The 25,637-nt window shown below is 72.2% G+C and carries 24 protein-coding genes; 9 read left to right on the top strand and 15 right to left on the bottom strand.

Features of this window, described 5'->3' with window-relative positions:
- Positions 1–33: 33 nt before the first annotated feature.
- Complete coding sequence (locus tag ABD241_RS01675) at positions 34–1,590, bottom strand: threonine/serine exporter family protein (RefSeq protein ID WP_344057804.1); 1,557 nt, start codon at positions 1,588–1,590, stop codon at positions 34–36.
- A 168-nt stretch (positions 1,591–1,758) separates the two neighbouring features.
- Here ABD241_RS01675 and ABD241_RS01670 point away from each other — a divergent pair, with 168 nt between their 5' ends.
- Positions 1,759–3,300, top strand: coding sequence for an aminopeptidase P family protein (locus ABD241_RS01670; protein ID WP_344057802.1), 1,542 nt, complete (start codon positions 1,759–1,761; stop codon positions 3,298–3,300).
- Between the two features lie 72 nt (positions 3,301–3,372).
- Here the strand turns inward: ABD241_RS01670 and ABD241_RS01665 are convergent, their stop codons facing one another.
- Complete coding sequence (locus tag ABD241_RS01665) at positions 3,373–3,981, bottom strand: YflT domain-containing protein (RefSeq protein WP_344057800.1); 609 nt, start codon at positions 3,979–3,981, stop codon at positions 3,373–3,375.
- A gap of 40 nt (positions 3,982–4,021) precedes the next feature.
- A complete protein-coding gene (locus ABD241_RS01660) occupies positions 4,022–5,221 on the bottom strand; it encodes an acyl-CoA dehydrogenase family protein (RefSeq protein ID WP_344057798.1) in 1,200 nt (399 codons plus the stop codon).
- 297 nt (positions 5,222–5,518) lie between these two features.
- Between ABD241_RS01660 and ABD241_RS01655 the strand changes: the two genes are divergently transcribed.
- Positions 5,519–6,427, top strand: a complete 909-nt coding sequence (locus ABD241_RS01655) for a serine protein kinase RIO (protein WP_344057796.1) — start codon at positions 5,519–5,521, stop codon at positions 6,425–6,427.
- Positions 6,428–6,543: 116 nt separating this feature from the next.
- Here the strand turns inward: ABD241_RS01655 and ABD241_RS01650 are convergent, their stop codons facing one another.
- The 3 genes from ABD241_RS01650 to ABD241_RS01640 all read right to left on the bottom strand — a co-directional run bounded on the left by ABD241_RS01650 (position 6,544) and on the right by ABD241_RS01640 (position 9,686).
- Positions 6,544–7,227: a nitroreductase family protein gene (locus tag ABD241_RS01650; RefSeq protein ID WP_344057794.1), complete on the bottom strand. Its 684-nt coding sequence runs from the start codon at positions 7,225–7,227 to the stop codon at positions 6,544–6,546.
- A 128-nt stretch (positions 7,228–7,355) separates the two neighbouring features.
- Positions 7,356–8,765, bottom strand: coding sequence for a proline--tRNA ligase (gene proS / locus ABD241_RS01645; protein ID WP_344057792.1), 1,410 nt, complete (start codon positions 8,763–8,765; stop codon positions 7,356–7,358).
- 57 nt (positions 8,766–8,822) lie between these two features.
- On the bottom strand, positions 8,823–9,686 hold the full coding sequence (locus ABD241_RS01640) for a hypothetical protein (RefSeq protein ID WP_344057790.1): 864 nt from the start codon (positions 9,684–9,686) through the stop codon (positions 8,823–8,825).
- Positions 9,687–9,853: 167 nt separating this feature from the next.
- Here ABD241_RS01640 and ABD241_RS01635 point away from each other — a divergent pair, with 167 nt between their 5' ends.
- The gene (locus tag ABD241_RS01635; RefSeq protein WP_344057788.1) at positions 9,854–10,846 is read left to right on the top strand and encodes a hypothetical protein; all 993 of its coding nucleotides are present in this window, start codon (positions 9,854–9,856) and stop codon (positions 10,844–10,846) included.
- A complete protein-coding gene (locus ABD241_RS01630; RefSeq protein ID WP_344057787.1) occupies positions 10,843–11,337 on the top strand; it encodes an RDD family protein in 495 nt (164 codons plus the stop codon). Before ABD241_RS01635 ends, ABD241_RS01630 begins: the two co-directional genes overlap by 4 nt.
- A gap of 30 nt (positions 11,338–11,367) precedes the next feature.
- Here ABD241_RS01630 and ABD241_RS01625 read toward each other — a convergent pair whose 3' ends face one another.
- Both ABD241_RS01625 and ABD241_RS01620 read right to left on the bottom strand, forming a co-directional pair.
- Entirely contained in the window at positions 11,368–12,267 is a 900-nt protein-coding gene (locus ABD241_RS01625) for an HpcH/HpaI aldolase/citrate lyase family protein (protein ID WP_344057785.1), read from the bottom strand.
- The gene (locus tag ABD241_RS01620; RefSeq protein ID WP_344057783.1) at positions 12,264–13,346 is read right to left on the bottom strand and encodes an HpcH/HpaI aldolase/citrate lyase family protein; all 1,083 of its coding nucleotides are present in this window, start codon (positions 13,344–13,346) and stop codon (positions 12,264–12,266) included. The genes ABD241_RS01625 and ABD241_RS01620 overlap by 4 nt, the downstream gene beginning before the upstream one ends.
- Before the next feature lie 89 nt (positions 13,347–13,435).
- Here ABD241_RS01620 and ABD241_RS01615 point away from each other — a divergent pair, with 89 nt between their 5' ends.
- The 4 genes from ABD241_RS01615 to ABD241_RS01600 all read left to right on the top strand — a co-directional run bounded on the left by ABD241_RS01615 (position 13,436) and on the right by ABD241_RS01600 (position 17,158).
- Positions 13,436–14,059: a hypothetical protein gene (locus tag ABD241_RS01615; protein WP_344057781.1), complete on the top strand. Its 624-nt coding sequence runs from the start codon at positions 13,436–13,438 to the stop codon at positions 14,057–14,059.
- Between the two features lie 17 nt (positions 14,060–14,076).
- Entirely contained in the window at positions 14,077–15,384 is a 1,308-nt protein-coding gene (locus ABD241_RS01610; protein WP_142184768.1) for a magnesium transporter MgtE N-terminal domain-containing protein, read from the top strand.
- Positions 15,381–15,932, top strand: a complete 552-nt coding sequence (locus ABD241_RS01605) for a DUF1003 domain-containing protein (protein WP_344057777.1) — start codon at positions 15,381–15,383, stop codon at positions 15,930–15,932. Before ABD241_RS01610 ends, ABD241_RS01605 begins: the two co-directional genes overlap by 4 nt.
- A gap of 83 nt (positions 15,933–16,015) precedes the next feature.
- On the top strand, positions 16,016–17,158 hold the full coding sequence (locus ABD241_RS01600; protein WP_344057775.1) for an Mrp/NBP35 family ATP-binding protein: 1,143 nt from the start codon (positions 16,016–16,018) through the stop codon (positions 17,156–17,158).
- Between the two features lie 61 nt (positions 17,159–17,219).
- Here the strand turns inward: ABD241_RS01600 and ABD241_RS01595 are convergent, their stop codons facing one another.
- From ABD241_RS01595 to ABD241_RS01565, 7 genes are all read right to left on the bottom strand, one after another.
- The gene (locus tag ABD241_RS01595; protein ID WP_344057773.1) at positions 17,220–19,049 is read right to left on the bottom strand and encodes an ABC transporter ATP-binding protein; all 1,830 of its coding nucleotides are present in this window, start codon (positions 19,047–19,049) and stop codon (positions 17,220–17,222) included.
- Positions 19,046–20,902: an ABC transporter ATP-binding protein gene (locus tag ABD241_RS01590; RefSeq protein WP_344057771.1), complete on the bottom strand. Its 1,857-nt coding sequence runs from the start codon at positions 20,900–20,902 to the stop codon at positions 19,046–19,048. Before ABD241_RS01590 ends, ABD241_RS01595 begins: the two co-directional genes overlap by 4 nt.
- Positions 20,903–20,971: 69 nt before the next feature.
- The gene (gene tatB / locus ABD241_RS01585; protein WP_344057769.1) at positions 20,972–21,328 is read right to left on the bottom strand and encodes a Sec-independent protein translocase protein TatB; all 357 of its coding nucleotides are present in this window, start codon (positions 21,326–21,328) and stop codon (positions 20,972–20,974) included.
- 55 nt (positions 21,329–21,383) lie between these two features.
- Positions 21,384–22,913, bottom strand: coding sequence for a S1C family serine protease (locus tag ABD241_RS01580; protein WP_344057767.1), 1,530 nt, complete (start codon positions 22,911–22,913; stop codon positions 21,384–21,386).
- On the bottom strand, positions 22,910–23,629 hold the full coding sequence (locus tag ABD241_RS01575) for an anti-sigma factor (protein WP_344057765.1): 720 nt from the start codon (positions 23,627–23,629) through the stop codon (positions 22,910–22,912). The genes ABD241_RS01580 and ABD241_RS01575 overlap by 4 nt, the downstream gene beginning before the upstream one ends.
- A 19-nt stretch (positions 23,630–23,648) precedes the next feature.
- The gene (gene sigE, locus ABD241_RS01570; protein ID WP_344057763.1) at positions 23,649–24,308 is read right to left on the bottom strand and encodes an RNA polymerase sigma factor SigE; all 660 of its coding nucleotides are present in this window, start codon (positions 24,306–24,308) and stop codon (positions 23,649–23,651) included.
- Between the two features lie 124 nt (positions 24,309–24,432).
- Complete coding sequence (locus ABD241_RS01565) at positions 24,433–24,891, bottom strand: hypothetical protein (RefSeq protein WP_344057761.1); 459 nt, start codon at positions 24,889–24,891, stop codon at positions 24,433–24,435.
- 71 nt (positions 24,892–24,962) lie between these two features.
- Between ABD241_RS01565 and ABD241_RS01560 the strand changes: the two genes are divergently transcribed.
- Positions 24,963–25,586, top strand: coding sequence for an O-methyltransferase (locus ABD241_RS01560; RefSeq protein WP_344057759.1), 624 nt, complete (start codon positions 24,963–24,965; stop codon positions 25,584–25,586).
- Positions 25,587–25,637 lie beyond the last annotated feature (51 nt).

Below are 25,637 nucleotides of genomic sequence, written 5' to 3'. Positions count from 1 at the left end.
GCATACGCCCATGGCCGTATGCCGTGTGCTTGCTCACGGTTGGGCGCGGTCGTCCGCGACGGCGAAAGTCGGGTCGCTCACCGGCGGCGCGTCGGAGAGCAGGGGCGCGCTGCTGCCGGGGGCGTCGGGGTCGGGGTCGGTCTGCAGGGTGGCCCCGGCGGCGGGGCGTGGCCGCAGGCCGCTGCCCCGCACGACGAGCAGCCCCGCGAAGTAGGTGCCGAGCGACACGCCCGCGGCGAGGCCCAGCCCGAGGCTGAACGCCTGCACCAGGGTGGGCACGCCGATCGCGAAGCCGTTGCCGTCGGGGTCGGTGACCAGCTGGGAGATGCCCTCGTAGGCCATGCGCCCCGGCAGCAGGGGGACGATGGCCGCCGTCGTCACGGCCAGCGCCGAGATGGTCAGCCGTCGCGCGAGCAGCCGCGCGGCGAAGCCGATGACGAGGGCCGCGGTGGCGGAGGCGGTCACCGCACCGAGGGCGAGGGTCCGCTCCCCCAGCGCCAGCACGAGCCAGCCGAGGCCTCCGGCGACCGCGGCGACCGCGACCGCCCGCCCGCTCGAGTACGACATGACGGCGAAGGCCACCGAGATGACCACGGCGCAGACGACCTGCACGACGATGTTGTCGCTGAGCAGGGTCTGCGACGTGATCGCGATCGGGTAGTCGAGCCGCTTCCCGAGCGAGAGCACGACCGAGATGCCGACGGCGATGCCCAGCGAGAGCACGACGACCTCGAAGCCCCTGGCGCCGGCGGTGACGTAGTAGCCCTCGAGCGCGTCCTCGGCGGCCCCGACGACCGACAGCCCGGCCAGCAGCAGCACGATGCCCGACGCCACGACGAGCGACGGCGAGACGTCGCCGACGAACCCGACCCCTGCCGACTGCGCGACGACCAGGAGCGTGGCCACCGCCGTCGGGATGGCCGCACCGACGCACTGTGCGAAGAAGGCGGCGACCCCGGCGTTGGTGAGCCAGCCGATGACCCGGTTGACGAGGGTGGCCGTGAGGAAGCTCAGCAGGATGATGAAGGGACCGGCGCCCACCAGCCCGGCGGCGCCCGCGGCCAGCGCGCCACCGGCGACGGTCACGAGCCAGCGCCGGTAGGGGTGGGGCGCGGTGATCACCGCGTCGAAGCGCACCCGCGCCTCGTCGACCGGCACCGGGTCGATGGACAGGTCGACGATGAGGCTGCGCAGGCGCTCGAGGCGCGTGTAGTCCTGGACGCGGAAGCGCACGATGCGCATCACGGTGATCGGGTCGGCGTGCGGGCCGCGGTGGTAGGAGACGGTCACCGACGTGTAGGTCACGTCGACGTGGACCGAGCTGAGGCCGTAAGCCTTCGTCAGGGTGAGCACCGTCGCCGTGACGTCGGCGGCGGCGGCGCCGGTGGCGATCATCGCGACCCCGGCGCGCATGGCGAGGTCGATCACGGCCTGCGCCGTCAGCGGGTCCACACCGTCGGGCGTCGTCCAGATGGGGATCTCGTCAGTGGGCGGGCCGCTCGGGCGCATCGCACGCCGCGTGCTCGCGCGCAGCGAGGGCAGGCTCGCACGTGCCGTGGTCGGCCGGGCGGTTCGGTCGGTGCGGGGCACCTGAAGACTGTATTGGGCGCCGCAGCCCCCGTCAGGGGCGGGGGGCCGCCCGGCTCGCCTCTGCGGCGGGGCGACGGAGCGGCGGTGCACCGCCTGCGTAGGGTGCCCGGGCGCACGCACGGGCAATGTCGTTGTCCTCGGTCACGCCGGCCGTGACACGATGGCGCGATGAGTGAAGAGCAGAAGACGTCGCCGGGCCGCAAGCGCCCGACGACCGACGAGTTCCGCGCCTTCGTGGCGAGCGGATGGGCGCCTCGCAGCACCGAGGTGACCCCTCGGGCCGAGGTCGCCGACCACGCAGCCCGGCGCCGTGAGGCCGTGAGCGCCGCCTTCCCCGGCGAGCGCCTGGTGGTGCCCGCGGGTGGCCTGAAGGTCCGCAGCAACGACACCGACTACGTCTTCCGGCCGCACAGCGCCTTTGCCCACCTCACGGGGCTCGGCAGCGACCGCGAGCCCGACGCGGTCCTCGTCCTCGAGCCCAACCGGACGCCAGGCGGCCAGAGCGCACACGGGCACGAGGCGGTCCTCTACTTCCGTCCCCTGGCCGACCGCGACACCGAGGAGTTCTTCGGCGACTCCCGCTACGGCGAGTTCTGGGTCGGCGCGCGTCCGACCCTCGCGGACGTCGAGTCCGAGCTCGGTGTGACGGCCCGGCACATCGACGAGCTCGCCGACGCGGTCGCCAAGGACGCCGGCCACATCACGGTCCGGGTCGTGCGTGACGGCGACCCCGAGGTCGCGGCGCAGGTCGACCGAGCCCGGGCGGCCGCGTCCGAGACCCAGGAGGCCATCGAGGCCGAGACGCGGGTCGAGGTCCAGCACGCCGCCGACGAGGAGTTCGCCGCCTTCCTGTCGAAGCTGCGGTTCGTCAAGGACGAGTGGGAGGTCGAGCAGATGCGCGATGCCGTCGCCGGCACCCACAAGGGCTTCGACGCCGTCATCGCCGACCTGCCCGAGGCGGTGCGCCGCGGGCGCGGCGAGCGCTGGGTCGAGGGCGTCTTCGGTCTCCACGCGCGCCACCACGGCAACGGCGTCGGCTACGACTCGATCTGCGCGAGCGGCGACCACGCCAACACGCTGCACTGGATCAAGAACACCGGCGACATCCGTGAGGGAGACCTGCTCCTGCTCGACGCCGGCGTCGAGGTCGACTCGCTCTTCACCGCGGACATCACCCGCACGCTGCCGGTCAGCGGCACCTTCACCGACGCCCAGCGCCGGATCTACGACGCCGTGTACGCCGCGCAGGAGGCCGGCATCGCCGCCTGCCGGCCGGGCAACCGGTTCAGCGACGTCCACGCCGCCGCCATCCGCGTCATCGCCGAGCACCTGCACGCGTGGGGCCTGCTGCCCGAGGGCGTCGACGTCGAGGGCACCCTCGACCCGGAGCACGGGCAGTACCACCGCCGCTGGATGGTGCACGGAACGAGCCACCACCTCGGTATCGACGTGCACGACTGCGCCCTCGCGACGCGCGAGGAGTACAACGACGCCGAGCTGCGCCCCGGCATGATCCTCACCGTCGAGCCGGGCCTCTACTTCAAGGCCGACGACGAGCTCGTCCCCGCGGAGCTCCGCGGCAACGGCGTGCGCATCGAGGACGACATCCTCATCACCGAGGACGGCTGCGAGAACCTCTCGGCCGCGATGCCGCGCAGCAGCGACGAGGTCGAGCGGTGGATCGCCGGCATCTGGGGCGCCAACGCCTGAGGACGCACCGCCGCACGACGTCGCCAGCCCCTGACGGAGCACCGTCGGGGGCTGGCTCGTGCTCGGGTGCCGTCAGCTCGCGGGAGGGCCGGACGGCGGCCCGGAGAGGGGGCCGGTCGGCGGGACCGGGGGGACGCCCACACTGGAGCCCGAGCTGGAGCCCGTGCCGGTGCCGGTGCTGGTGGGGATGCCGGCCTTGGCGAGGATCTCACGCCCCTGCTGGGCGAACTTGTGCTCGCAGAACACCTCGTAGCGGGTAGCGACGATCTGGCTCACCGAGGAGAAGTCACGGGCGCCGCGGGTGAACGCGTAGCCGACGAGCGCCCAGATCAGGCCGAAGAGCGCACCGTAGAGCGCGGTGTAGAGCAGCAGCGTGAGGGGGCTGGAGGGCCGCGAGAAGAGCGAGAGGATCAGGCCGACGAAGAGTCCGAGCCACACGCCGGAGAGCAGGCCGCCGACGGCGACGCGCCCCCAGGTCAGGCGGGCGGTCACCCGCTCCATCTGCTTGAGGTCGGTGCCGACGATGAGGCAGTTCTCCACCGGGAACTGGTTGTCGGAGAGCGTGTCGACGGCCTTCTGCGCGTCGACGTACTGCTCGAAGACACCCAGCGACATGGGGTACTCGAGGGACAGCGTCGCGAAGCCCTGGCGTCCGCCCGGACCCTTCGGTTGCAGGCTCATGCCTCCATCCTCGCATCCCCTCGCGGGACGCGAGGGGCGCTCAGGACCGGAGCTTGTAGTCCTCGACGAGCCGCCGGCCGATGATCATCCGCTGGATGTCGGCGGTCCCCTCGCCGATCAGCAGCATGGGCGCCTCACGGTAGAGCCGCTCGATCTCGTACTCCTTGGAGTAGCCGTAGCCGCCGTGGATGCGGAAGCTGTCCTCGACGACCTGTGAGCAGTACTCCGAGGCAAGGTACTTCGCCATACCGGCCTCGAGGTCGTTGCGCTGGCCGGAGTCCTTCTTGCGAGCGGCCTTGACCATCATCTCGTGGGCCGCCTCGACCTTGACGGCCATGTCGGCGAGGCGGAAGAGCACGGCCTGGTGCTCGACGATCTTCTTGCCGAAGCTCTCGCGCTGCTGGGCGTAGGAGACCCCGAGCTCGAACGCCCTACGGGCGACACCGCATCCGCGGGCGGCGACGTTGACGCGGCCCACCTCGACGCCGTCCATCATCTGGTAGAAGCCCTTGCCCGGCTCGCCGCCGAGGATCTGCGCGTCGGTGGTGCGGTGGCCGTCGAGGACGAGCTCGGTGGTGTCGACGCCCTTGTAGCCCATCTTGTCGATCTTGCCGGGCACCGTGATCCCCTGCGCAGTCTCGCCGAACCCGGGCTCCTTCTCGACGAGGAAGGTCGTCATGTTGCGGTAGACCGAGTCGGCGCCGGTGTCGGTCTTGACGAGGACGGCCACGAGGTTGGCCGAGCCGCCGTTGGTCAGCCACATCTTCTGCCCGTTGATGGTCCAGTCGCCGTCATCGCCCCGGACCGCCTTGGTCTTGATCGCTGCGACGTCCGAGCCGCAGCCCGGCTCGCTCATCGAGAAGGCGCCGCGGATCTCGCCGGTGGCCATCCTCGGCAGGTAGCGCTGCTTCTGCTCCTCGGTGCCGTGCTGCAGCAGCAGGTAGGCGACGATGAAGTGGGTGTTGATGATGCCGCTGACGCTCATCCAACCGCGCGCGATCTCCTCGACGCACAGGGCGTAGGTCAGCAGCGACTCCCCCAGGCCGCCGTACTCCTCGGGGATCATCAGGCCGAAGATCCCCATCTCCTTCATGCCGTCGACGATCGCCTGCGGGTACTCGTCACGGTGCTCGAGCTCCGTCGCGACGGGGAGGACCTGCTCCTCGACGAACTCGCGGACGAGCTTGACGAGCTCGGTCTGCTCCTCGGTGAGGCCGTCGGTCTGCTGGAGTCGGGACATGCGCGGATCGCCACCTTGGGGTTGGGCTGGGTCGACTGCGACCGAGTATGCCGTCGCGCCGGCAGGGGGTCACCGCGTCCGCCCTGTGAGGGTCGACACCTGTGTCGTCGGTCACCGGCCCTGCCGGCGGCCCGCGGCGGGAGCCCCGGATAAACCCGTTGCAGGGACCCCGGCGCGTGCGCGACCCTCGGTGTCGACCGCGACGGTGGACGACCGGCGCACCGGACCCAAGGAGGGCGACATGTCGATGAGGGCCTCGGGCATGCCTGCCCATGTTTCTTCTTCCTTGGAGTTCACTTGTCTCACAATGCTTTCCACGACGACGACCTCGAGATCGTCGACGCGCGGCTGACCGGTCGGCGTCCCTCTCACCTCGAGACCCAGCAGTATGCGGTCGACACCGACCCGGACGCCCCTCCGGAGGGCGACCGGTGGTCGAGCTGGGACGGCGCCACCCACGGCCCGAAGCCCCGGCCCGCCTGGGTCATCACCGACCTCGGCGCGGTCGAGGCCGACCTGGGGGTCCTCAAGACCGGCAAGGAGGCCGACGTCCACCTGGTGCGCCGGTGGGTGCCGGGCTCACCCGACCGGGACGTGCTCATGGCCGGCAAGCGCTACCGGTCGAGCAGGCACCGCATGTTCCACCGCGACTCGGGCTACCTCGAGGGGCGGCGGGTGCGGAAGTCGCGCGAGACGCGGGCCATGCGGACCCGCACCTCGTTCGGCAAGGAGCTGATCAGCGGCCTCTGGGCCTTCGCGGAGTTCGAGACGCTGGTCCGGCTGTGGGACGAGGGCCTGCCGGTGCCCTACCCGGTGCAGATGTCCGGCGAGGAGATGCTGATGGAGTTCATCGGCACCCCCGACGGGCAGGCGGCCCCGCGTCTGGCGCAGGTGCGACCGGACCCTGCACTGCTCCCGGTGCTCTTCGAGCAGCTGCGCGAGGCGATTCTCCGGCTCGCCGAGCTGGGGTGGGCGCACGGGGACCTGTCGCCGTACAACATCCTCCTCGAGGGCGACGGCGACACGGCGCGGCTGGTGCTCATCGACTGGCCGCAGGTGGTCGACGTCATCGGCAACCCGCACGGCCCCGAGTTCCTCGAACGGGACGCGCGGAACATGTGTGAGTGGTTCACTCGACGTGGGTATGCGGTGGACGAAGGCCTGCTCTTCGGTGACCTCATGGCGGCGGCGACGTCGCGCTGGTGAGCCCACGAAGGGCCGAGGACGAGATGGAGGTCACCCGTTCGTGGGGTGACCTCCATCCGCCCGGCCTTCCCGGGCCCGGGCGTGGACCCGCCCGAGGGGGGGCGCCGGGCCGGGCGTCAGTCGGTGAGGAAGTCGGCGGTGTGCCCGAACTTGCCCGAGTGCACGAACGCCTCGAGCGGCAGGCGCGAGCGCGGCAGCCGGGCCCGGGTGCGCACCCAGTCCGGCATCTGCGCGTCGTCGTCGGGCCCGCCCGGCAGGCCCAGGGCGATGCCCGTCGTCACCGCCCAGTGCGGCGGGACGGCGAAGCGCTCGGTGGCTGCTCGGTGGTCGAAGCCGCCGAACTGGCGCACCTGCAGCCCCATCGAGCGGGCCTGCACGGTGATGTGGGCGACGGCCTGCCCGAGGTCGAACATGGCGTAGTCGCTGTAGGCGATCTCGTGGTCCTCGTCGGTCGCGACCTGGTGCAGCGTGAGGATGATCGCCGAGGCCGACGGCGCCCAGGCCTGGTTGGCCGACGAGAGGACCTCGACCATCGCGGCGTGCGTGTCGTCCCCGCGCAGGCCCACGAGGAAGCCCCACGGCTGCGAGTTGCCGGCCGAGGGTGACCAGCGCGCCGCCTCGAGGATGGCGCGCAGCTCCTCGGGCCGCAGCTCGTGCGAGCGGTCGTAGACCAGGACGCTCTCGCGGTCGCGCAGCAGCGGGGTGAGCGTCTCGGGCTGCGCCGGGGTCACCAGGGGCGTGTGCCGTCCCGTGTCCGCTGTCATCCCACCCGTCATGCCGTGCTCACCGTCCTCACGCACGTGTCAACCATGCCGGGCGCCGCGCTCTTCCCGGGCCGGTCTGTGCGCAGGCACACGCTCGGCAGGCACACGCTCGACACCTGGTCAGTACCCCGAGCCGCCGGGCGCCGACCAGCGGGGGCGGGTCGTCAGTAGGCGCGGCCCACGACGGCCAGCACCCCGTCGGCCGACTCGGACACGGGCACCGAGCCGTCGGGCATCGTCAGGCAGCGCACCGTGACCGCCGACTCGGCGAGCCGCGCCTCACCCTCCGGCCCCAGCGTGGACCACGGGATGGTGGCCCACCCGGTCCTGGCCGCCTCGGCCGCCTCGGCCTCGGTGGTCACGGCGGAGGTGTTGGCGTCCCGGTGGGCCAGCGCGGCGGCATACAGCGCCTCGTGGTCCGCCTCGAGGGCGGTGCAGACGGTGTCGACGACTCCGCGCAGGGCCACGGGCGACTTGCCGCCGGCGATCCGGCGCGCCACGGTGACCGAGCCCTCGGCGAGGTCGCGCGGCCCGACCTCGACGCGGACGGGGATGCCCTTGAGCTCCGCGTCGACGGCGCGGCGCCCGAACGGCGTGTCGACGCGAGCGTCGAGCTCGGCCCGGACCCCGCGTGCCAGCAGGTCCGAGACCACCTGACGGGCCGCCTCGTGGACGCCTTCGCCGGCCTTGACGACGAGCACGAGGACCTGGACCGGTGCCAGGCGGGGTGGCACGCGCAGGCCCTGGTCGTCACCGTGGGCCATGATGAGGCCGCCGAGCATGCGCGTCGACGTGCCCCACGACGTCGTCCAGCAGGTCTCCTGGCGGCCCTGCTCGGAGAGGTAGGTGATGTCGAACGCCTTCGCGAAGTTCTGCCCCAGCTCGTGGCTCGTGCCCATCTGCAGGGCCTTGCCGTCGCGCATCATGGCTTCGAGCGCCAAGGTGTTGGTGGCGCCGGCGAAGCGCTCACGAGCCGTCTTGCGGCCCAGCACCACCGGCACGGCGAGCATCTCGCGCATGAAGGCGGCGTAGACGTCCTCGTGGATCCGCTTCGCGTAGGCCCGGGCGTCCTCCTCCGTGGCGTGCGCGGTGTGGCCCTCCTGCCACAGGAACTCGCTGGTGCGCAGGAAGATCCGCGGCCGCAGCTCCCAGCGCACGACGTTGGCCCACTGGTTGAGCAGCAGCGGCAGGTCGCGATAGCTCTGCGTCCACTTCGCGAGGTACTCCCCGATGACCGTCTCGGACGTCGGGCGCACGACGACCGGCTCCTCGAGCTCCTTGCCGCCGGCGTGCGTCACGACGGCCAGCTCGGGGCTGAAGCCCTCGACGTGCTCGGCCTCGCGCGTCAGGTACGACTCGGGGATGAAGAGCGGGAAGTACGCGTTGCGCGCCCCGGCCTCCTTGATGCGCCGGTCCATGTCGGCCTGCATCCGCTCCCAGATCGCGTAGCCGTACGGTCGGATGACCATGGTGCCGCGCACCGGCCCGTTGTCGGCCAGCTCCGCCTTCGCGACGACGTCCTGGTACCAGCGGGGGAAGTCCTCTGCCTGAGGAGTGAGCACGCTCTTGGGCATGCGCCCGATCCTACGGAGGGCATGTCGCCGCGGCCCGTCCGTTTTCCCGTCCGCAGCTCAGCCGCGCCGCATCGTGGCGACGAGGAAGGCCTGCCACGCCTCGCGGGAGTCGGCGAGCTCGCCGGGCCCACCGACCTGCTCCAGGATGCGGGTCGTGGCGTCCCGGGTCGCGTCGTCGTACTCGCCTGTCAGCTCCACGTCGGTGCGCCCCCACACGTGCCGGCACATGGCCTGGACCGCCTGCACCTGCGCCCGCGAGCGCTGGATCAGCCTCGGCTGCTCGGCGCCGAAGCGACCGACGTCGACGTGGATGTGGTTCACGTGGGCGTCGTCGAACAGGTAGGTCAGCACGTCGGCGAACTCGTGGTGCAGTCCGGCAGCCGTGCGCCAGTAGAGGGCCAGGCGACGGCGCAGCTCCGGGGCCGGGGCGTCGCGCCACTGGTCGTAGCGCAGCGACGTGAGGTCGCGGCCACCGGCGCGGAGACCCGCGATGTCCAGGGCCTCGCCCGATCGGTGCCACGAGGTGGCCGACGCCGACCCCACCCAGGCGCCGTAGGAGCGCAGCTCGTCGGGCGCCTGCCCGACGTGGCGGCGGTGCAGGGCGATCCACCTGTCGAGGCGCGCGCCGAACGCGCCGGTGACGTAGAACGTGGCAGGGCGCCGGTCGACCTCGTAGACGTGCCGGGCCGGCCCGACCTTCGTACGGCTCGTCAGGGCTGTGCGTGCGACCGGCACCGGCGCGCGCCGCTGCTCCGGTGGGTACGGCTCGCCGACCCCGGCGAGAACCGGCATCGCGAGCGTCCCCCGCGACACGGCATACGCCCCGGCCGACACGGCACCGAGGCCGAGGCCGCCCGCGGCGAGCACGGTACGGCGGCGCGGCCCGCGCCCGCTCCTCGCGCCGGGCCGCTCGTCCGTCATACCGGGACAACGAGCGGAGCGCCGGCGTGGTTTCCCGAGCCGGGCGGCATCCGGCCCTTGCTCAGAAGCGGCCACGCGGGTGGCCCCCGGCCGCGACAATGGCGGTAGGCGGACACCCGCGCGGGACCTGCCTTCGGTGGTCACACCGGCACAAGGAGGAGGCGGCCGTGGAAGGTCCCGGGTCGGAGGCACGAGCGACGCAGTCCGGCGTCGTGAGCCTGCGACGGACGCGCGCCGGCGCCTCCTCCTCGACGGCGCTGGTCGCGTTCGCCGTGGCCGCGCGGGGACTCGAGCGGGGCACCGAAGCCGTGCGCTGGGGGCGTGCCCGGATCGAGCCGGCCCGCAGGGTGGTCGCTGCAGCGGGCGCACGCCTCCCCCGACCGGAGTGGCTCTGCGACCTCGAGGCCGAGGGTGCCGAGCGCGCCGAGGCGGCGCGGCGAGAGGCCGACCGCTTCCTCACGGCGGCACTCGGCCTGGTCGCAGACCAGGTGCTCGCCCGCCTCGACGTGGCCGCCCTCGTGCTCAGCAGGGTGGACGTCGACGCCATCGTCGAGGACGCCATCGCCCACGCCGACCTCGACGCCGCGGCAGCGCGTCTGGACGTCGAGGCCGTGGTCGACCGCATCGACCTCACCCGGATCGTCCTCGAGCGGGTCGACCTGCGGGCCGTGGCGCTGGCGCTTCTGCAGCGCCTCGACCTCACCGGGATCGTCCTCGACGGCGTGGACCTGGCCACGGTCGTCGCCGCCGCGATCGACCGCACCGACCTCGACGCGCTGACGGCGACGGTCATCCAGCACGTGGACCTCGACGCGGCCGCCTCCCGGCTCGACGTGGAGGCCGTCATCGACCGTCTCGACCTCACGCGCATCGTGCTCGAGCGCGTGGACCTCGACACCATCGTCGACACGGTCCTGTCGCACCTCGACCTCGTGGCCATCGCCGGGGAGGTCATCGACGGCGTCGACCTTCCCGAGATCATCCGCGAGTCCACCGGCTCCATGGCCTCGGACACGGTCCGCGGGGCCCGCATGCAGGGCATCCACGCCGACGAGGCGGTCGAGCGTGCCGTCGACCGCCTGCTCCTGCGCCGGCGCCGGGGGTCCGCGGGCCCCATCGGCCCGGTGGGCGGCCCGGCCGGCGGTGCGGCGCCGTCGTGAGCACGATCGGAGAGACCCCCGTCCCGCGCGAGGCGCGGCCCTACCAGGGACGCCACGCCGGCCTGGTCACCCGTCTCATCGCTGCAGCCGTCGACCTCGCCGTGGTCGTCGCCGTGCTCGCGGCGGCCTACGTGGGCTGGTGCGGCTTCCTGCTGCTCATCGACCCGCGGAACTTCTCCTTCCCCGAGGTGGGCGTCGTGTTCAGCCTCCTGTCCGCCTTCGTCGTCAGCGTCGGCTACCTGACCGTGGCGTGGACGCTGAGCGGGCGCAGCTACGGCGACCTCGTCATGGGCCTGCGCGTGGTCGGCCCCGGGGGGCGCCGCCTGCACGTCGTGGGTGCCTTCGTGCGAGCGCTCGCCTGCGTCATCCTTCCCGTCGGGCTGCTGTGGGTCGCGGTGAGCCGTCAGCAGCGGTCCTTCCAGGACGTCGTGCTGCGGACGTCGGTCGTCTACGACTGGCAGCCCCGCACCGCGCACACCCAGAAGGCTTAGCCGGTCGCACCGGCCGGCCAAGGGCAACGGTCAGGACAGGGCGGCGATCGCCTCGGCGGTCGCGAGCACCTTGCGGGCGGTGTCGACGTGGAGGTTCTCGATGAGCCGCCCACCGAGGGTGGCGACCCCCCGCCCCTCGGCCTGGGCCGCCTCGAACGCCGCGATCACCGCCTCGGCCTCCTCGACCTGGGCAGGGCTCGGCGCGAAGACCTCGTTGCACGGCTCGACCTGGCCGGGGTGGATGAGGGTCTTGCCGTCGAAGCCGAGCTCACGTCCCTGCCGAGCCTCCTCGAGGAAGCCGTCGGCGTCCTTGACGTCGTTGAAGACCCCGTCGAGGACCGTGACCCCCGCCGCGCGGGCGGCCAGGACGGCGAGCTGCAGCGAGGTCTGGATCGCGGCGCGGCCGGGCGCGAACGTCGCGCCGAGCTCCTTGTAGAGGTCGTTCGTGCCGAGCACGAGGCACGCGAGCCGGTCGGAGGCGCGGGCGATCTCCTCGGCGTGCAGCACGGCGACCGGCGTCTCGACCATGGCCCAGAGCCGGGTGCGCTCCGGCGCCCCGGCGGCCTCCATCGCGGCGACCAGGTCGCGCACCTCCTGCGCCGAGCCCACTTTCGGCACGACGATGGCGTCGGGCCCGGCGGCCGCTGCCGCGGCGAGGTCGGCGTCGTGCCACTGCGACCCGATGCCGTTGACGCGGATCGTCAGCTCGCGCCGGCCGTACTCGCCGGACCGCGCTGCGGCGCAGGCGTTCTCGCGTGCCGCCTCCTTCGCGTCGGGCGCGACGGCATCCTCGAGGTCGAGGATGAGCGCGTCGACGGGGAGCGTCTTCGCCTTCTCGAGCGCACGCTCGTTGGAGCTCGGCATGTAGAGCACCGAGCGGCGCGGGCGGTAGGCGGACGTCCCGCCGTCGCATGCCGTCTGCTCCGTCATGACGTCAGCTCTCCCTCGGGGGCGGGCTCGGCGGCATACAGCTCCGCGAGCGCGGGGTCGGTGCGGGCCAGGCGCTCGGCGAGCTCGACGATGACGAGGCACTGCTTGAGGCTGGCGTCGTCCTCCATCTTCCCGTCGAGCATGACGGCGCCCGTGCCGTCGCCCATCGCGGCGACGACGCGGCGGGCGTGCGCGACGTCCTCGGCCGAGGGGCTGAAGACGCGCTTGGCGATCTCGATCTGAACCGGGTGCAGCGACCACGTGCCGACGCACCCGAGGAGGAAGGCGTTGCGGAACTGGTCCTCGCAGGCGACGACGTCCTCGATGTCGCCGAACGGGCCGTAGTACGGGTAGATCCCGTGCATCGCGCAGGCGTCGACCATGCGGGCGATCGTGTAGTGCCACAGGTCCTGCTGCGCCGTCGCCCGCTCCCCCCTGATGTCGCCTCCGACGGGGTCGGTGCGCACGAGGTAGCCGGGGTGCCCTCCACCGACGCGGGTCGTCTTCATCCGGCGGTCGGCGGCGAGGTCGGCGGGTCCCAGCGAGAGGCCCTGCATGCGCGGGGAGGCGCCGCAGATCTCCTCGACGTTGACCATGCCGCGGGCCGTCTCGAGGATCGCGTGGACGAGGATCGGGCGCGTCAGGCCCGCCTTGGCCTCGAGCTGCGCGAGGAGGCGGTCGACGTAGTGGATGTCCTCGGCGCCCTGCACCTTGGGGACCATGACGACGTCGAGCCTGTCGCCGATCTCGGTGACGAGCGTCGTCAGGTCGTCGAGCACCCAGGGGCTGTCGAGGGCGTTGACGCGGGTCCACAGCTGGGTGTTCTCACCGAAGTCGGTGGCCTTCGCGATCTCGACGAGCCCGGCACGGGCGGCCTCCTTGCGGTCGGCCTTGACGGCGTCCTCGAGGTTGCCGAGCAGCACGTCGACGGTGCCGACCATGCCGGGCACCTTGGCGGCCATCTTGGGGTTGCTCGGGTCGAAGAAGTGGATGACCCGGGACGGGCGGGCCGGCACCTGCGTCAGGGGCGTCGGCGCCCCCACCGCGAGCGGGCGGCAGAAGTCCTTGGCGCTGCGCATGCGCGTCAACGTAGCAACGGCCCGACGGGCTGCGTTATGACGACAGTCACGCATCCCGCCGATGAGGTCGGGATCACTATGGTGGCCGTGTGACCGAGCAGAGCGACCCGCAGCCGGCGACCGCATCGGCCCTGCTGGCAGAGGCGATGACCAAGTCGGGCCTGCTGTGGATCGACGTCGCCGACGACCGCACCTGGCCGGCCTGGCACGTGTGGGACGAGGGCGCGGCCCTCGTGGTCAGCGGTCCGGGCGAGCAGCCCCTGCCCTGGCTTCCGCCCGAGGTGCGCCTCATCGTGCGCAGCAAGGACACGGGCGGGCGCCTGCTCACCGTCCGGGCGCGCACCAACGTCCTCGACCCCGGTTCACCCCAGTGGGAGCGCGCGGCCGACCTGCTGCGCGCCTCGCGGCTCAACGCGGTCGACGACTGCGTGACGCGATGGGCCGCCGAGTGCACCATCACGGCACTCATGCCCTTCGACAGCCCGCTCGAGTCCCCGGGGGCGTATGCCGCCGTGGACCACCGCACGCCGCCTGCCCGGACGACGGCGACGACCACGTCGTGGCGGCCGTGGCACCTCGGCGGACGTGGGGAGGAGCGGGCCGTGCGCCGCCGCCTGCACCGCGAGGAGAAGGCCGCTCGCAAGGCCGCCAAGCAGCGGGCGAAGCTGCGCAAGAAGCGCCGCCGCCGTGGCGGGCGCTGGCCCGAGCTCTGACCCCATACCCTTGCCCCATGAGTGCGAGCACGCGTGTCTTCGTTGCCCGCCTGACCGGACTGAGCGTCTTCGACCCGCTCGGTGACCAGGTCGGGCGCGTGCGTGACGTCGTCGTGATGTTCTCCCTGAACCGGCCGGAGCCTCGCGTCATCGGTCTCGTCGTCGAGGTGCCGGGGCGGCGACGCGTCTTCGTCCCGATGACCCGGGTGACCTCCATCGACGCGGGCGCAGTCATCACCACAGGCCTCGTCAACATGCGCCGCTTCGAGCAGCGCACCAACGAGGTCCTCGTCGCCGCCGAGCTGTTCGACCGCACGGTGCGCGTCACGACGCCCGAGGCGATCGAGGCCGGGTTCGCCACGGCCCTGGTCGAGGACATCGCCATCGAGCAGGGTCCCCGGAGGGAATGGGTCGGCACGCGGGTCTTCGTCCGGCAGATCACGGCGGCGGTCTCGTCGGCGTCCAAGGCCATGTCCCGGCTGACCCGCCGGCGGTCCGGCAAGACCATGCTCGTCGACATCCGCGACGTCGTGGGGCTGCACGAGCAGCCGGGCGCCCAGAGCGCCGAGCGCCTGCTCGAGACCTACGACGACCTCAAGGTCGCCGACCTCGCCGAGGTCATCCACGACCTCAACCCCAAGCGCCGCGCCGAGGTGGCGGCCGCCCTCGACGACGAGCGCCTCGCCGACGTCCTCGAGGAGCTGCCCGAGGACGACCAGGTCGAGATCCTCGCCGGCCTCGCCAACTCGCGCGCCGCCGACGTGCTCGAGGCCATGGAGCCCGACGACGCCGCCGACCTGCTCGCCGACCTGCCGCCCGAGCAGGCCGAACAGCTGCTCCAGCTCATGGAGCCCGACGAGGCCGCTCCCCTGCGCCGGCTGCTCGCCTACGACGAGAACACCGCCGGCGGCATGATGACGACCGAGCCCGTCGTGCTCGGTCCCGAGGCGACCATCGCCGAGGCGCTCGCGACCGTGCGGCGCGAGGAGCTCGCCCCGGCACTCGCCTCCATGGTCTACGTGTGCCGTCCGCCCCTCGAGGCACCCACCGGCCGCTACCTCGGGCTCGTCCACATCCAGCGGCTGCTGCGCGAGCCGCCGCACGGCGCCGTCGGCTCGATCATCGACAAGGAGATCGAGCCCCTTCCCGCGACGGCCTCCCTCGAGACCGTGACGCGGACCCTCGCGACCTACAACCTCGTGTCCCTGCCGGTCGTCGACGACGACGGGCGGCTCATCGGCGCCGTCACCGTCGACGACGTGCTCGACCACATCCTCCCGGAGGACTGGCGCGAGGAGCGGCACGAGCTGGGGGTGAAGCCGTGAGCGAGCGCACCGAGCGGCGTCAGTCCTCGCGGGCCCTCCGCGGCGACAAGCTGGACCAGCCCTACGAGCAGCGCGCCCGCTTCCTGCCCGAGGTCTCGCTGACCCAGGAGGCCTTCGGCGTCCTGTCCGAGAAGTTCGCGCGGTTCATGGGCACGGCGCAGTTCCTCATCGGCATGACGGTCTTCGTCATCGCCTGGGTCGGCTGGAATGTCCTCGCGCCCAGGGACCTCGTCTTCGACGAGTACCCCTTCATCTTCCTGACGCTCATGCTCAGCCTGCAGGCGTCGTATGCCGCACCGCTCATCCTGCTCGCCCAGAACCGCCAGGCCGACCGCGACCGCGTCGCCCTCGAGCAGGACCGTGCCCGCGACGAGCGCAACCTCGCCGACACCGAGTTCCTGACCCGCGAGGTGGCGTCGCTGCGTCTGGCCCTGCGCGAGCAGGCCACGCGTGACTTCGTGCGCTCCGAGCTGCGCAGCCTCCTCGAGGAGCTCGAGGACCGCGCGCTCATCCGCGGCGCCGAGGACACGGCGGGCGAGGCCGGCTGACCCCCTTGGACCGTCGGCCGTGGTGAGCGAGCGCACCCCGGGCGGCGTCGGGAACCCGTGCGCGGCGGCATACGATGGAGCACATGTCTGCCGCCGCACTACCCAGCCGTGACACCCTGCTCACGGCACTCTCGAAGGTCAACGACCCGGAGATCCGCAAGCCGATCACCGAGCTCGGCATGGTCAAGTCGGTCGAGATCGACGACGCCGGCAAGGTCGACCTCGCGATCTTCCTGACGGTCTCCGGCTGTCCGATGAAGGACACGCTGACCCGCGACACGAGCAACGCCCTGCTGGCGGTCGACGGCGTCACCTCCGTCGAGGTCGAGCTCGACGTCATGAGCGACGAGCAGAGGGCCGCCCTGCGCACGCAGCTGCGCGGCGGCGCCCCCGAGAAGGAGATCCCCTTCGCCAAGCCCAACAGCCTCACGCGGGTGTATGCCGTCGCATCCGGCAAGGGCGGCGTCGGCAAGTCGTCGGTGACTGTCAACCTTGCCGCCGCGATGGCCGAGCAGGGCCTGCGCGTCGGCGTGGTCGACGCCGACGTCTACGGCTTCTCGGTGCCGCGCATGCTGGGCGTCGAGCAGCGGCCCACGCAGGTCGACGATATGATCCTGCCGCCGATCAGCCACGACGTGAAGGTCATCTCGATCGGCATGTTCGTCCCCGGCAACCAGCCCGTCGTGTGGCGTGGCCCGATGCTGCACCGCGCGCTCCAGCAGTTCCTCGGTGACGTGTTCTGGGGCGACCTCGACGTGCTGCTGCTCGACCTGCCGCCCGGCACCGGTGACATCGCGATCTCCGTGGCCCAGCTGATCCCGACCGCCGAGATCCTCGTCGTCACGACCCCGCAGCAGGCTGCCGCCGAGGTGGCCGAGCGCGCCGGGTCGATCGCCCTGCAGACGCACCAGCGCGTCGTCGGCGTCATCGAGAACATGAGCTGGCTCGAGCTGCCCGACGGCACGCGCCAGGAGATCTTCGGCTCCGGTGGTGGCCAGGCGGTGGCCGACTCCCTCACCCGCAGCATCGGCGCGCCGGTCGAGCTGCTCGGCCAGATCCCGCTCGACACCCGCCTGCGCGAGGGCGGCGACTCCGGCACCCCAGTCGTGCTCGGCGCCCCCGACTCGGCTGCCGGTGTGGCGCTGCGCGGCATCGCCCGTCGCCTCGGCACGCGCGCCCGCGGCCTCGCCGGCCGCTCCCTCGGCCTCACGCCGGCCGGTCGCTGACCGCCCTGAACGCAGGACGTGGGCACTCGACCATCGAGTGCTCAGTCCTGTGGCTGATGGTTCAGGCCAAGGAGTCGACCCACGCTCGGTGCAGGTCGGAGAACCGGCCCGAACCGGCAGCGACGAGGTCGGCCGGTGCGCCGTCCTCGACGATGCGGCCGTGCTCCATCACGAGGACGCGGTCAGCGATCGCGACCGTCGAGAGGCGGTGCGCGATGACGATGGCGGTGCGCCCCGCGAGGATCGTCTGCAGCGCCCGCTGCACCAACCGCTCCGACGGGATGTCGAGGGAGGACGTCGCCTCGTCGAGGATGAGCACGGCGGGGTCGGCGAGGAACGCCCGGGCGAAGGCGACGAGCTGGCGCTGCCCGGCGCTGAGCAGACCGCCGCGGTGGGACACCTGCGTGGCGTAGCCCTCGGGCAGCGCGCAGATGAAGTCGTGCGCACCGAGCTCCCGGGCGGCTGTCTCGATCTGCTCGTCCGTGGCCTCGGGCCGGCCGAACCGGATGTTGTCGGCCACCGAGCCGCTGAACAGGTAGTTCTCCTGCGTCACCATGACGACGGCCCGGTGCAGGTCGTCCTCGGAGACGCGCCGCAGGTCGACGCCGTCGAGGAGGACCTTCCCTGCGGTGGGGTCGTAGAAGCGCGTGGTCAGCTTGGCCAGGGTGGTCTTGCCGGCCCCGGTCGTGCCGACCAGCGCGACCGTCTGGCCGGCCGGGATGGTGAGGTCGAGGTCCGGCAGCACCGGCGACCCGGCCACGTAGTCGAACCGGACGTGCTCGAAGTGCACCTCGCCCCGCGCGTCCTGGAGAGCGACCGGGTCCCTCGGCTCGGGAACGTCGGGCACCTCCTCCAGCACCCCGGACAGCTTCTCGAGCGCGGCCGAGGCGGACTGGAAGGTGTTGTAGAACTGCGAGATCTCCTGCATCGGCTCGAAGAACTGGCGCAGGTAGAGCAGGAAGGCGGCGAGCACACCGACCGTGACGTCACCCTGGTAGGCGAGGTAGCCGCCGTAGAGGAGCACGACGGCGATCGTGACGTTACCGATGAGGCGGATCCCCGGCATGAACCACGCCACGAGCCGGAACGCGACGAGGTTGGCCCGGCGGTACTGGTCGTTGACGTCCTCGAAGATCGCCTGGTTGCGCGGCTCGCGGCGGAAGGCCTGCACGGCGCGGATGCCGTTCATCGACTCCACGAAGTGGACGATGACCAGCGCCACCTTCTCGCGCGTGGCGCGGTAGCTGCGCGCCGACTCCTTGCGGAACCAGTTGGTCAGCAGCGCCAGCGCCGGCCCGCAGAGCAGCGCCACGAGCCCCAGCTTGAGGTCGAGGACCAGCAGCAGGACGGAGGTGCCGACAAGGGTGAGGGCGGCGGTGACGAGGCCGTCGAAACCCGTCTCGAGCATCTCGTAGATCGCGTCGACGTCGGAGGTCTGCCTGGAGATCACGCGGCCCGAGGTGTAGCGGTCGTGGAAGGCCGGGCTCAGCCGCTGGAAGTGCCGGAACATGCGCCGCCGGATCAGCAGCAGGATGTCCTGCCCGATCTGGCCCGACCGGACGAGGAACAGGTTGCGGGTCACGGCCTGCGTGATGGTGGCCACCAGGACCAGCGCGACGATGACCAGAAGTGGCCCGAGGTCGCCGGACTGCCGGATCGCCGGGATCCCGACGTCGATGCCGTCCTTGACGAGGTACGGGATCGACAGCCGCGCGACGTTCTCCAGGACGACGACGACCATGAGCCACCACAGGGCGCGGCGCCACGGGCGCAGCAGCTCGGCCAGGAGCCGGCGCGAGCGCGTGGCGAGGCCGGCGGACGTCTCGGCGGACAGCTCCCCCTCGATGTCGTCGGCGGCGACGCCGCGCCAGTCCTGCGCCTGCGCACTCACGCGGACACCTCCCGGGAGATCGACGGGCCGGTGGCATGCGGCCGCGCGGGCGCGGCGGCGTCGCGGCGACCGGCGTCAGGGGCGAGCTCCTCCACCGAGTCACTCGGGTCGGCGGCCAGCAGCTCGCGGTAGGCAGGGACGCTGTCGAGCAGCTCCCGGTGGGTGCCGACGTGCGTGATGGTGCCGTCCTGCAGCAGCGCCACCTTGTCGGCGAGCATGACGGTGGAGGCACGGTGGGCGACGATGAGCCCGGTCGTCTCGGACAGGACGTTGGAGAGCGCCTGCTCGACGAGCTTCTCGGTGTGGACATCGAGGGCCGAGAGCGTGTCGTCGAGGACGAGGACAGCCGGCCGGGAGAGCACGGCCCTGGCCAGGGCGAGGCGCTGGCGCTGGCCGCCGGAGAGCGACATGCCCTGCTCGCCGATGCGCGTGTCCAGGCCCCACGGCAGGTCGTGGACGAAGCCGGCCTGGGCGATCTCGAGCGCTGCCAGCACCTCCTCCTCGGGCGCGTCGGACCGGCCGAGGGTGACGTTCTCGCGGGCGCTCATCGAGAAGAGCGTGGGCTCTTCGAAGGCCGTGGCCACGAGGCTGCGCAGCTCGCTGAGGCGCAGGTCGCGCACGTCGACGCCGTCGATGGTGATGCGTCCGCCGGTCACGTCGAAGAGCCGGGGCACTAGGGCGGTCAGGGCCGTCTTGCCCGTGCCGGTCGCCCCGACGAGGGCGAGGGTCTCGCCCGGAGCCAGGTCGAGGTTGACGTCGTGGAGCACCAGCTGGTCCGGCGCATCGGGGAAGGCGAAGTCGACGTGCTCGAAACGCAGGTGACCCCGGGCCGCCACGTCCGGGCGGTGCGGACCGGAGACGATGTCCGGCTCGGTGTCGAAGATCTCGAGCACGCGGGTAGCGGCCGTCATTGCCTCCTGGGCCATGGCGAGGATGACGCCCAGCGACGACACGGGCCACACGAGCGAGAGCATCAGGGTGATGAAGGCGACCAGCTCTCCGGGGGTGAGGCTGCCACGGCCGACGCCGATGGCGCCGAGCAGGAGCACGACGACGACGGCGAGGTTGGGGATGACCTCGAGGAAGGTCCAGAACTTCGCCGAGAGCCGGACCTTGTCCATGCTGGTGGCCTGCAGCTCGCGGGCGGCCGCGTCGTAGCGGCGGGCGACATGGTCGCTTCGACCGAAGGACTTGATGACCCGGATGCCGACCGCGCCCTCCTCGGCCTGCGTGGCGAGGTCGCCCTGCTGGTCCTGCACGCGCCGGGAGATGACGACGTAGGCCTTCTCGAAGCGCATCGAGAGCCAGATGATCGGCACGGCGGCCGCCGCGACGACGAGCCCGAGCGGCCAGTACATGGTCAGCAGCACGATCGTGACGACGAGCAGCTGCAGGACGTTGATGACGAGGAAGAGCAGGCCGAAGCCGCTGAAGCGGCGGATCGCCGACAGGTCGGTGGTGGCCCGGGACAGCAGCTGGCCGGACTGCCACCGGGTGTGGAAGCTCATGGGCAGGCTCTGCAGCCGTGAGTACAGGTCTCGGCGCAGGTCCGTCTCGAGGCCGAGCACGGCATTCGACTGGACCCAGCGGCGCACGAAGATCAGCACGGCCTCGAGCACGCCGAGGGCGAGGGCCAGCAGTCCGAGGGGCAGGACCGGCGCGAGCTCGTGCCGGGTGATGGGGCCGTCGATGATGGCGCGGGTCACGAGGGGGATGGCGATCGAGAGACCGACCCCGGCGATCGAGGCGGTGAACATGGTGACGAGCGCCCGTCGGTGGGGGCGGAGGTAGCCGCGAAGCCGCCACAGCGAGCGGACGGACGCGGGCGGCTGGGAGTGGGCTTCGTCTGGCATCAGAAGCCGACGATAACCCCACCCATCGGACTCGATGCCTCTGGGTCAGACTTTTCTCCCCAAGGCGGGCTACGTCGCCTCGGAGTCCCAGGGAGTCGGCACAGACGGGTCATGGCCGCGCGGGGTGCTGACCGGCTTGTCGACGGCCGGGGACGGCACGTAGTCCTCGTCCGGCGGGGACGCCAGGGCGTCACGCACGATCTTGCGCGGGTCGTACTGACGCGGGTCGTAGGCCTTCCAGTCCACGTCGGAGAACTCCGGCCCCATCTCGTCCTGGAGCTGCTGCTTGGCACGGTCGGCCATGGCGCGCGCCTGGCGGACGAACCTGCCGAACTTCGCGGCATACTCCGGAAGGCGCTCGGGCCCCAGGATCACGATGGCGAGCACACCGAGCAGGAGCAGCTCCCACCCGTTGATGTCGAACACAGTCCCTCGCTTCCACGCGTACCAGCGGGGCCATCCTATGGCGGTCGGCTGAAGCTCAGCTGCCAGGATCGGCTTCGAGGGTCATCCGCAGCTCGAGCTCCGCGTCCCCGCGCTTGACCTTGAGGGTGACGGTGTCACCGACGGCCCTGGCACGGATGGAGACGACCAGCTGGTCGGGCGTGCGGACCCGCTTGCCCTCGAAGCCGACGACGACGTCGCCGGGCTTGACGCCCGCCTTGTCCGCGGGGCCACCGGCGGTCACCGCACCGGGCTCGTCGGTCACCTGCGCGCCGTCCCCGGAGAACGTCCGGTTGAGCTCCACGCCGATGACGGGGTGGGTGGCCTTGCCGGTCGCGATGAGCTGGTCGGCGGTGCGCCGGGCCTGGTCGCTCGGGATCGCGAAGCCGAGGCCGATGCTGCCTCCGGTGGAGCCGCTCGTGCCGGGCACCCGGGCGATCGCGCTGTTGACCCCGATGACGCTGCCCGACATGTCGAGCAGCGGTCCGCCCGAGTTGCCGGGGTTGATCGCGGCGTCGGTCTGGATGGCGTTGATGTACGAGGACTCGCCGGGGTCTCCCGGGGTCACCGGCCGGTTGAGCGCGCTGACGATGCCCGTGGTCACCGTCTGGTCGAGGCCGAGCGGCGCGCCGACGGCGATCACCTGGTCACCGACGACGACCTTGTCCGAGGGGCCGAGCCGCAACGGCGTCAGGTCGGTGCGCCCGATCTTGAGCACCGCCAGGTCGTAGCTGGCGTCACGCCCGACGATCGTGGCCTTCTCGGTGTCGCCGTTGCTGAGGACGACCTCGATGTCGCCGTTGACGCCGCCCTGGACGACGTGGTTGTTGGTGAGGACGTGGCCCTTGCCGTCGACGACGAAGCCGGACCCGGTGGCGGAGCCCTCGCTGCCGCCGCTGACCTTGATGGTCACGACGCTCGGGAGCGCCACCGCCGCGATGTTGGCGACCGAGCCGGCAGGGCGCTGCGTCGCGCCGGGACCGGGATCCGGGAGCGTGGACCCGGCGAGGTTGACCCGGTCCTCCGCGACCTGTCCCGCGACCCCGCCCACCACTCCGGAGAGCAGGCACAGGCCTGCCACGGCAGCCACGAGCTTCCCCCTCCCCCGTCGCGACGCAGGAGCTGGACGCTCGTCGGTCCGGGGTGCGCCCCCGTCCGACGGAGGCGCCCCGCCGGGCCCCGCCGCGTCTCCGGCCGCGTCTCCGGCCGCGGAGTCGGCACGGGCCGGCGCGCCGGGAACGCCTGACGGGTGCTCGCCGAAGACGTCGAACCACGCGTCGTCGGAGCCCGGCTGGCCGGTGGTGGAGGACCCACCGGACGGTGAGGCTCCACTCTGGGGAGCGCGAGCCGGAACGGCGTACGGCGACGAGGACGGGATGGCGCGGGTGTCGTGCAGGTCGACGATGCCGGTCTGCTCCGGTGCTCGCACGGGCTCCGGAGGGCCGACGGGCGTCTCACCGGGCGCGCTCGAACCACTCGAGACACCGGAGGGTGCCGGATCGCCGGGGGAGGTCTGCCCCGGGCCCGGTGTCGGCTCGGGCCCCGGCGGTCTCGGCTCGTCGCTCATGGGGTCGATTGTGCCGAACGGACCGTGGTGATCCGCACGGAGTCCACGACTCCGTTCACGATTCCGGAGCCGAGCCGCGAGCCCGTGGCGCCGGACGGGGTGGCAGACCGCGTGGAGACGAACCAGGAGGGCACGCCTCCCGAGTCGAGGCCGCTCGTGCGACGTGACTCGGTCGGAGCGGGCGAGACCCGGTAGACCGGGAGCACCGAGCTGCCGAGGCCGGCCGCACCGGCCGGGCTGCCCCCGAAGTTCGCGACCGGGCCGGGCACCGAAGGCAGCCGGCCGGCGGGAGACGGCGACACCGCCAGCCCCCAGGCCGCTGCCACCGAGGCGCCCGCCGCGATGGAGGCGAGGACCGCCGCGCGCATCGGCGAGCGGTGCAGGGCCGGAGCCGTCGGGGGCACGGTGGGCACCGGCTCGTGGAAGGGAGCGGACGTCATACGGGAGCGGTCCGGGGCGGGCGGTACGCCCGGGGTGCCGGACACGCCTCGAGCCTCGTCCGCAGGGGCCGAGGCCGCGAGGCCGATGAGGGAGGTGCGCAGGCTCATCGGGACGCCGGTGTCGGCGCGCAGGGCCGCGACGATGCGGCGTTCCTGGTCGGCAGCCGCGCGGCACACGGTGCAGCACACGAGGTGCTTGTCGTAGAGGTGCAGCATAGCCGGGGGCAGGGCCCGGTCGACGTACGCACGGACGTGTCCCTTCAGGTGCGGCGTCACGACATCACCTCGGGTCTTCTCATCGCTGGCTGGCGGCGACCCGACGGCCGGGCAGGCGCAGGCCGGCACGGGCGGGGCGCGACTCGGGCTTGGCGGGGCGGGCGGCAGCAGCCACCTCGGGAGCGCGGTGGGCCAGGGCCTCGCGCAGCTGCGCGCGGCCACGGTGGATGCGCGAGCGGACGGTGCCGAGCTTCACGCCGAGGGTTGCGCTGATCTCCTCGTAGCTGAGGCCCTCGATGTCGCACAGGACGACGGCGGCGCGGAACTCCGGCGCCAGGGCGTCGAGCGCCCGCTGCACGTCGTCGTCGAAGCGCGCGTCGTGGTAGCTCTGCTCGGGGCCCTTCTCGGCGCTCGGGAGCCGGCCGGCCGCGTCCTCGGGGAGGGCGTCGAAGCGGATGCGCTGCTTGCGACGCATCTTGTCGAGGAAGACGTTGGTGGTGATGCGGTGCAGCCAGCCCTCGAACGTGCCGGGCTGGTAGGAGCTCAGCGACCGGAACACGCGCACGAAGACGTCGTGGGTGAGGTCCTCGGCGTCGTGAGGGTTGCCCGTGAGGCGGTAGGCGAGGCGGTAGACCCGGGCCGAGTGCTGCTCGACGATCTCCTCCCAGGTGGGAGGTGTCCATGCCGCGTCGGCCTGCTCCACCGGGGTGGGAGAGGTGGACGTCACGCTGGTGCTCACGGGGGCTGGGCCTTTCAGGCGAGGGGATCACTGTCGACAACGCTGTCGTTTGTCGATTCGTTCCCGTCATCGTCGCGGATGGGCCTGTCCGCGGTGTCTCGGGAACCTGTGCGGACGCTGTGGGTCAGCGCGCCTGCGGGCTGCCGTCCCTGGGGGTCGCCTCGTGGTGCCGCCGGCCGTGGCTGCGGCGGTCCTCCTTCATCTCCGCCTCGAACAGGTGGCGCCGGCCCTGGGCGAGGTCGTCGCGGGCGTCGGACTCCAGGCGCTTGAAGGTGGAGTAGTAGGAGTCGTCGTAGTCCTCGACGATCTGGAAGGTCCACCGGCCCTCGATGACGTTGCGGCCGACCAGCTCGGTCTGCAGCCGGTCGGCGATCGCGTCGTGACCGGCCTTGCGGAAGAGGTCGACCGCCTCGCCGAGCGCGAGGTCAGCCGTGCCGGTCAGTCGGTGGAAGCCGTAGAGGTAGCCACGGGCGTGCTCGACCACCTCGAGCGCCTCGGAGAGCTTGCCGAGGGCCTCGACCGTGGCGTCGTCGACACCCTCGGGGCGCTGGTGGTCGGGGCTGGGCAGGTCCTGTTCGCTCATGACGTGATCCTTACCCGCTTCGGGAAGACGCGTGCCGAAACGGTTCGGCCCACCACAGTAGGGTTGCGGGCATGAGCACGCAGAAGGTCGCCGCCTGGTCGCACGCAGAGGAGTTCGTCACACCGGGCGAGCACGTGGAGGAGGCCGGACGCCGCGGGGAGGAGCTCGGCGCACCGGCCGTCGGCAACGGCGTGGGGTCCGTCCTGCAGACCCTCGCGGCAGCGACCGGCGCCAAGGCCGTGATGGAGATCGGCACCGGTGCCGGCGCCTCCGGCCTCTGGCTCCTGGGGGGCATGCCGGCCGACGGCATCCTCACCACCATCGACCTCGAGACGGAGCACCAGCGCGCCGCGCGTGAGGCCTTCGCGGCCGCCGGCTTCGCGCACCAGCGCACCCGCGTCATCGCCGGTCGCGCCCTGGAGGTCCTCCCCCGCATGACCGACGGCGCCTACGACCTCGTCGTGGTCGACGCCGACAAGCAGGAGTACCCCGACTACCTCGCGCAGGCGACGCGGCTGCTGCGCCGTGGCGGCACCCTCGTCATGACGTGGAGCGACAAGGAGTCCGACCCCGCGAGCCGCGACCCCGAGACGCGCACGCTGCGCGAGGTGGGCCGCACCATCCGCGACCAGGGCCGGTTCATCGTCTCGCTGCTGCCCGTGGGCGAAGGCCTGCTCGTCGCCGTCAAGCGCTGAGCGGGCGTATGCCGGGTCGCGGCCCGGCGGCATACGGCCACTCCTCAGCCG

Origin of the sequence: Terrabacter lapilli (assembly GCF_039531305.1) — a bacterium.
GTDB classification, from domain to species: domain Bacteria; phylum Actinomycetota; class Actinomycetes; order Actinomycetales; family Dermatophilaceae; genus Terrabacter; species Terrabacter lapilli.
The sequence above is the reverse complement of the archived record's forward strand: the minus strand, read 5'-3'. Positions and strand labels throughout refer to the sequence as shown.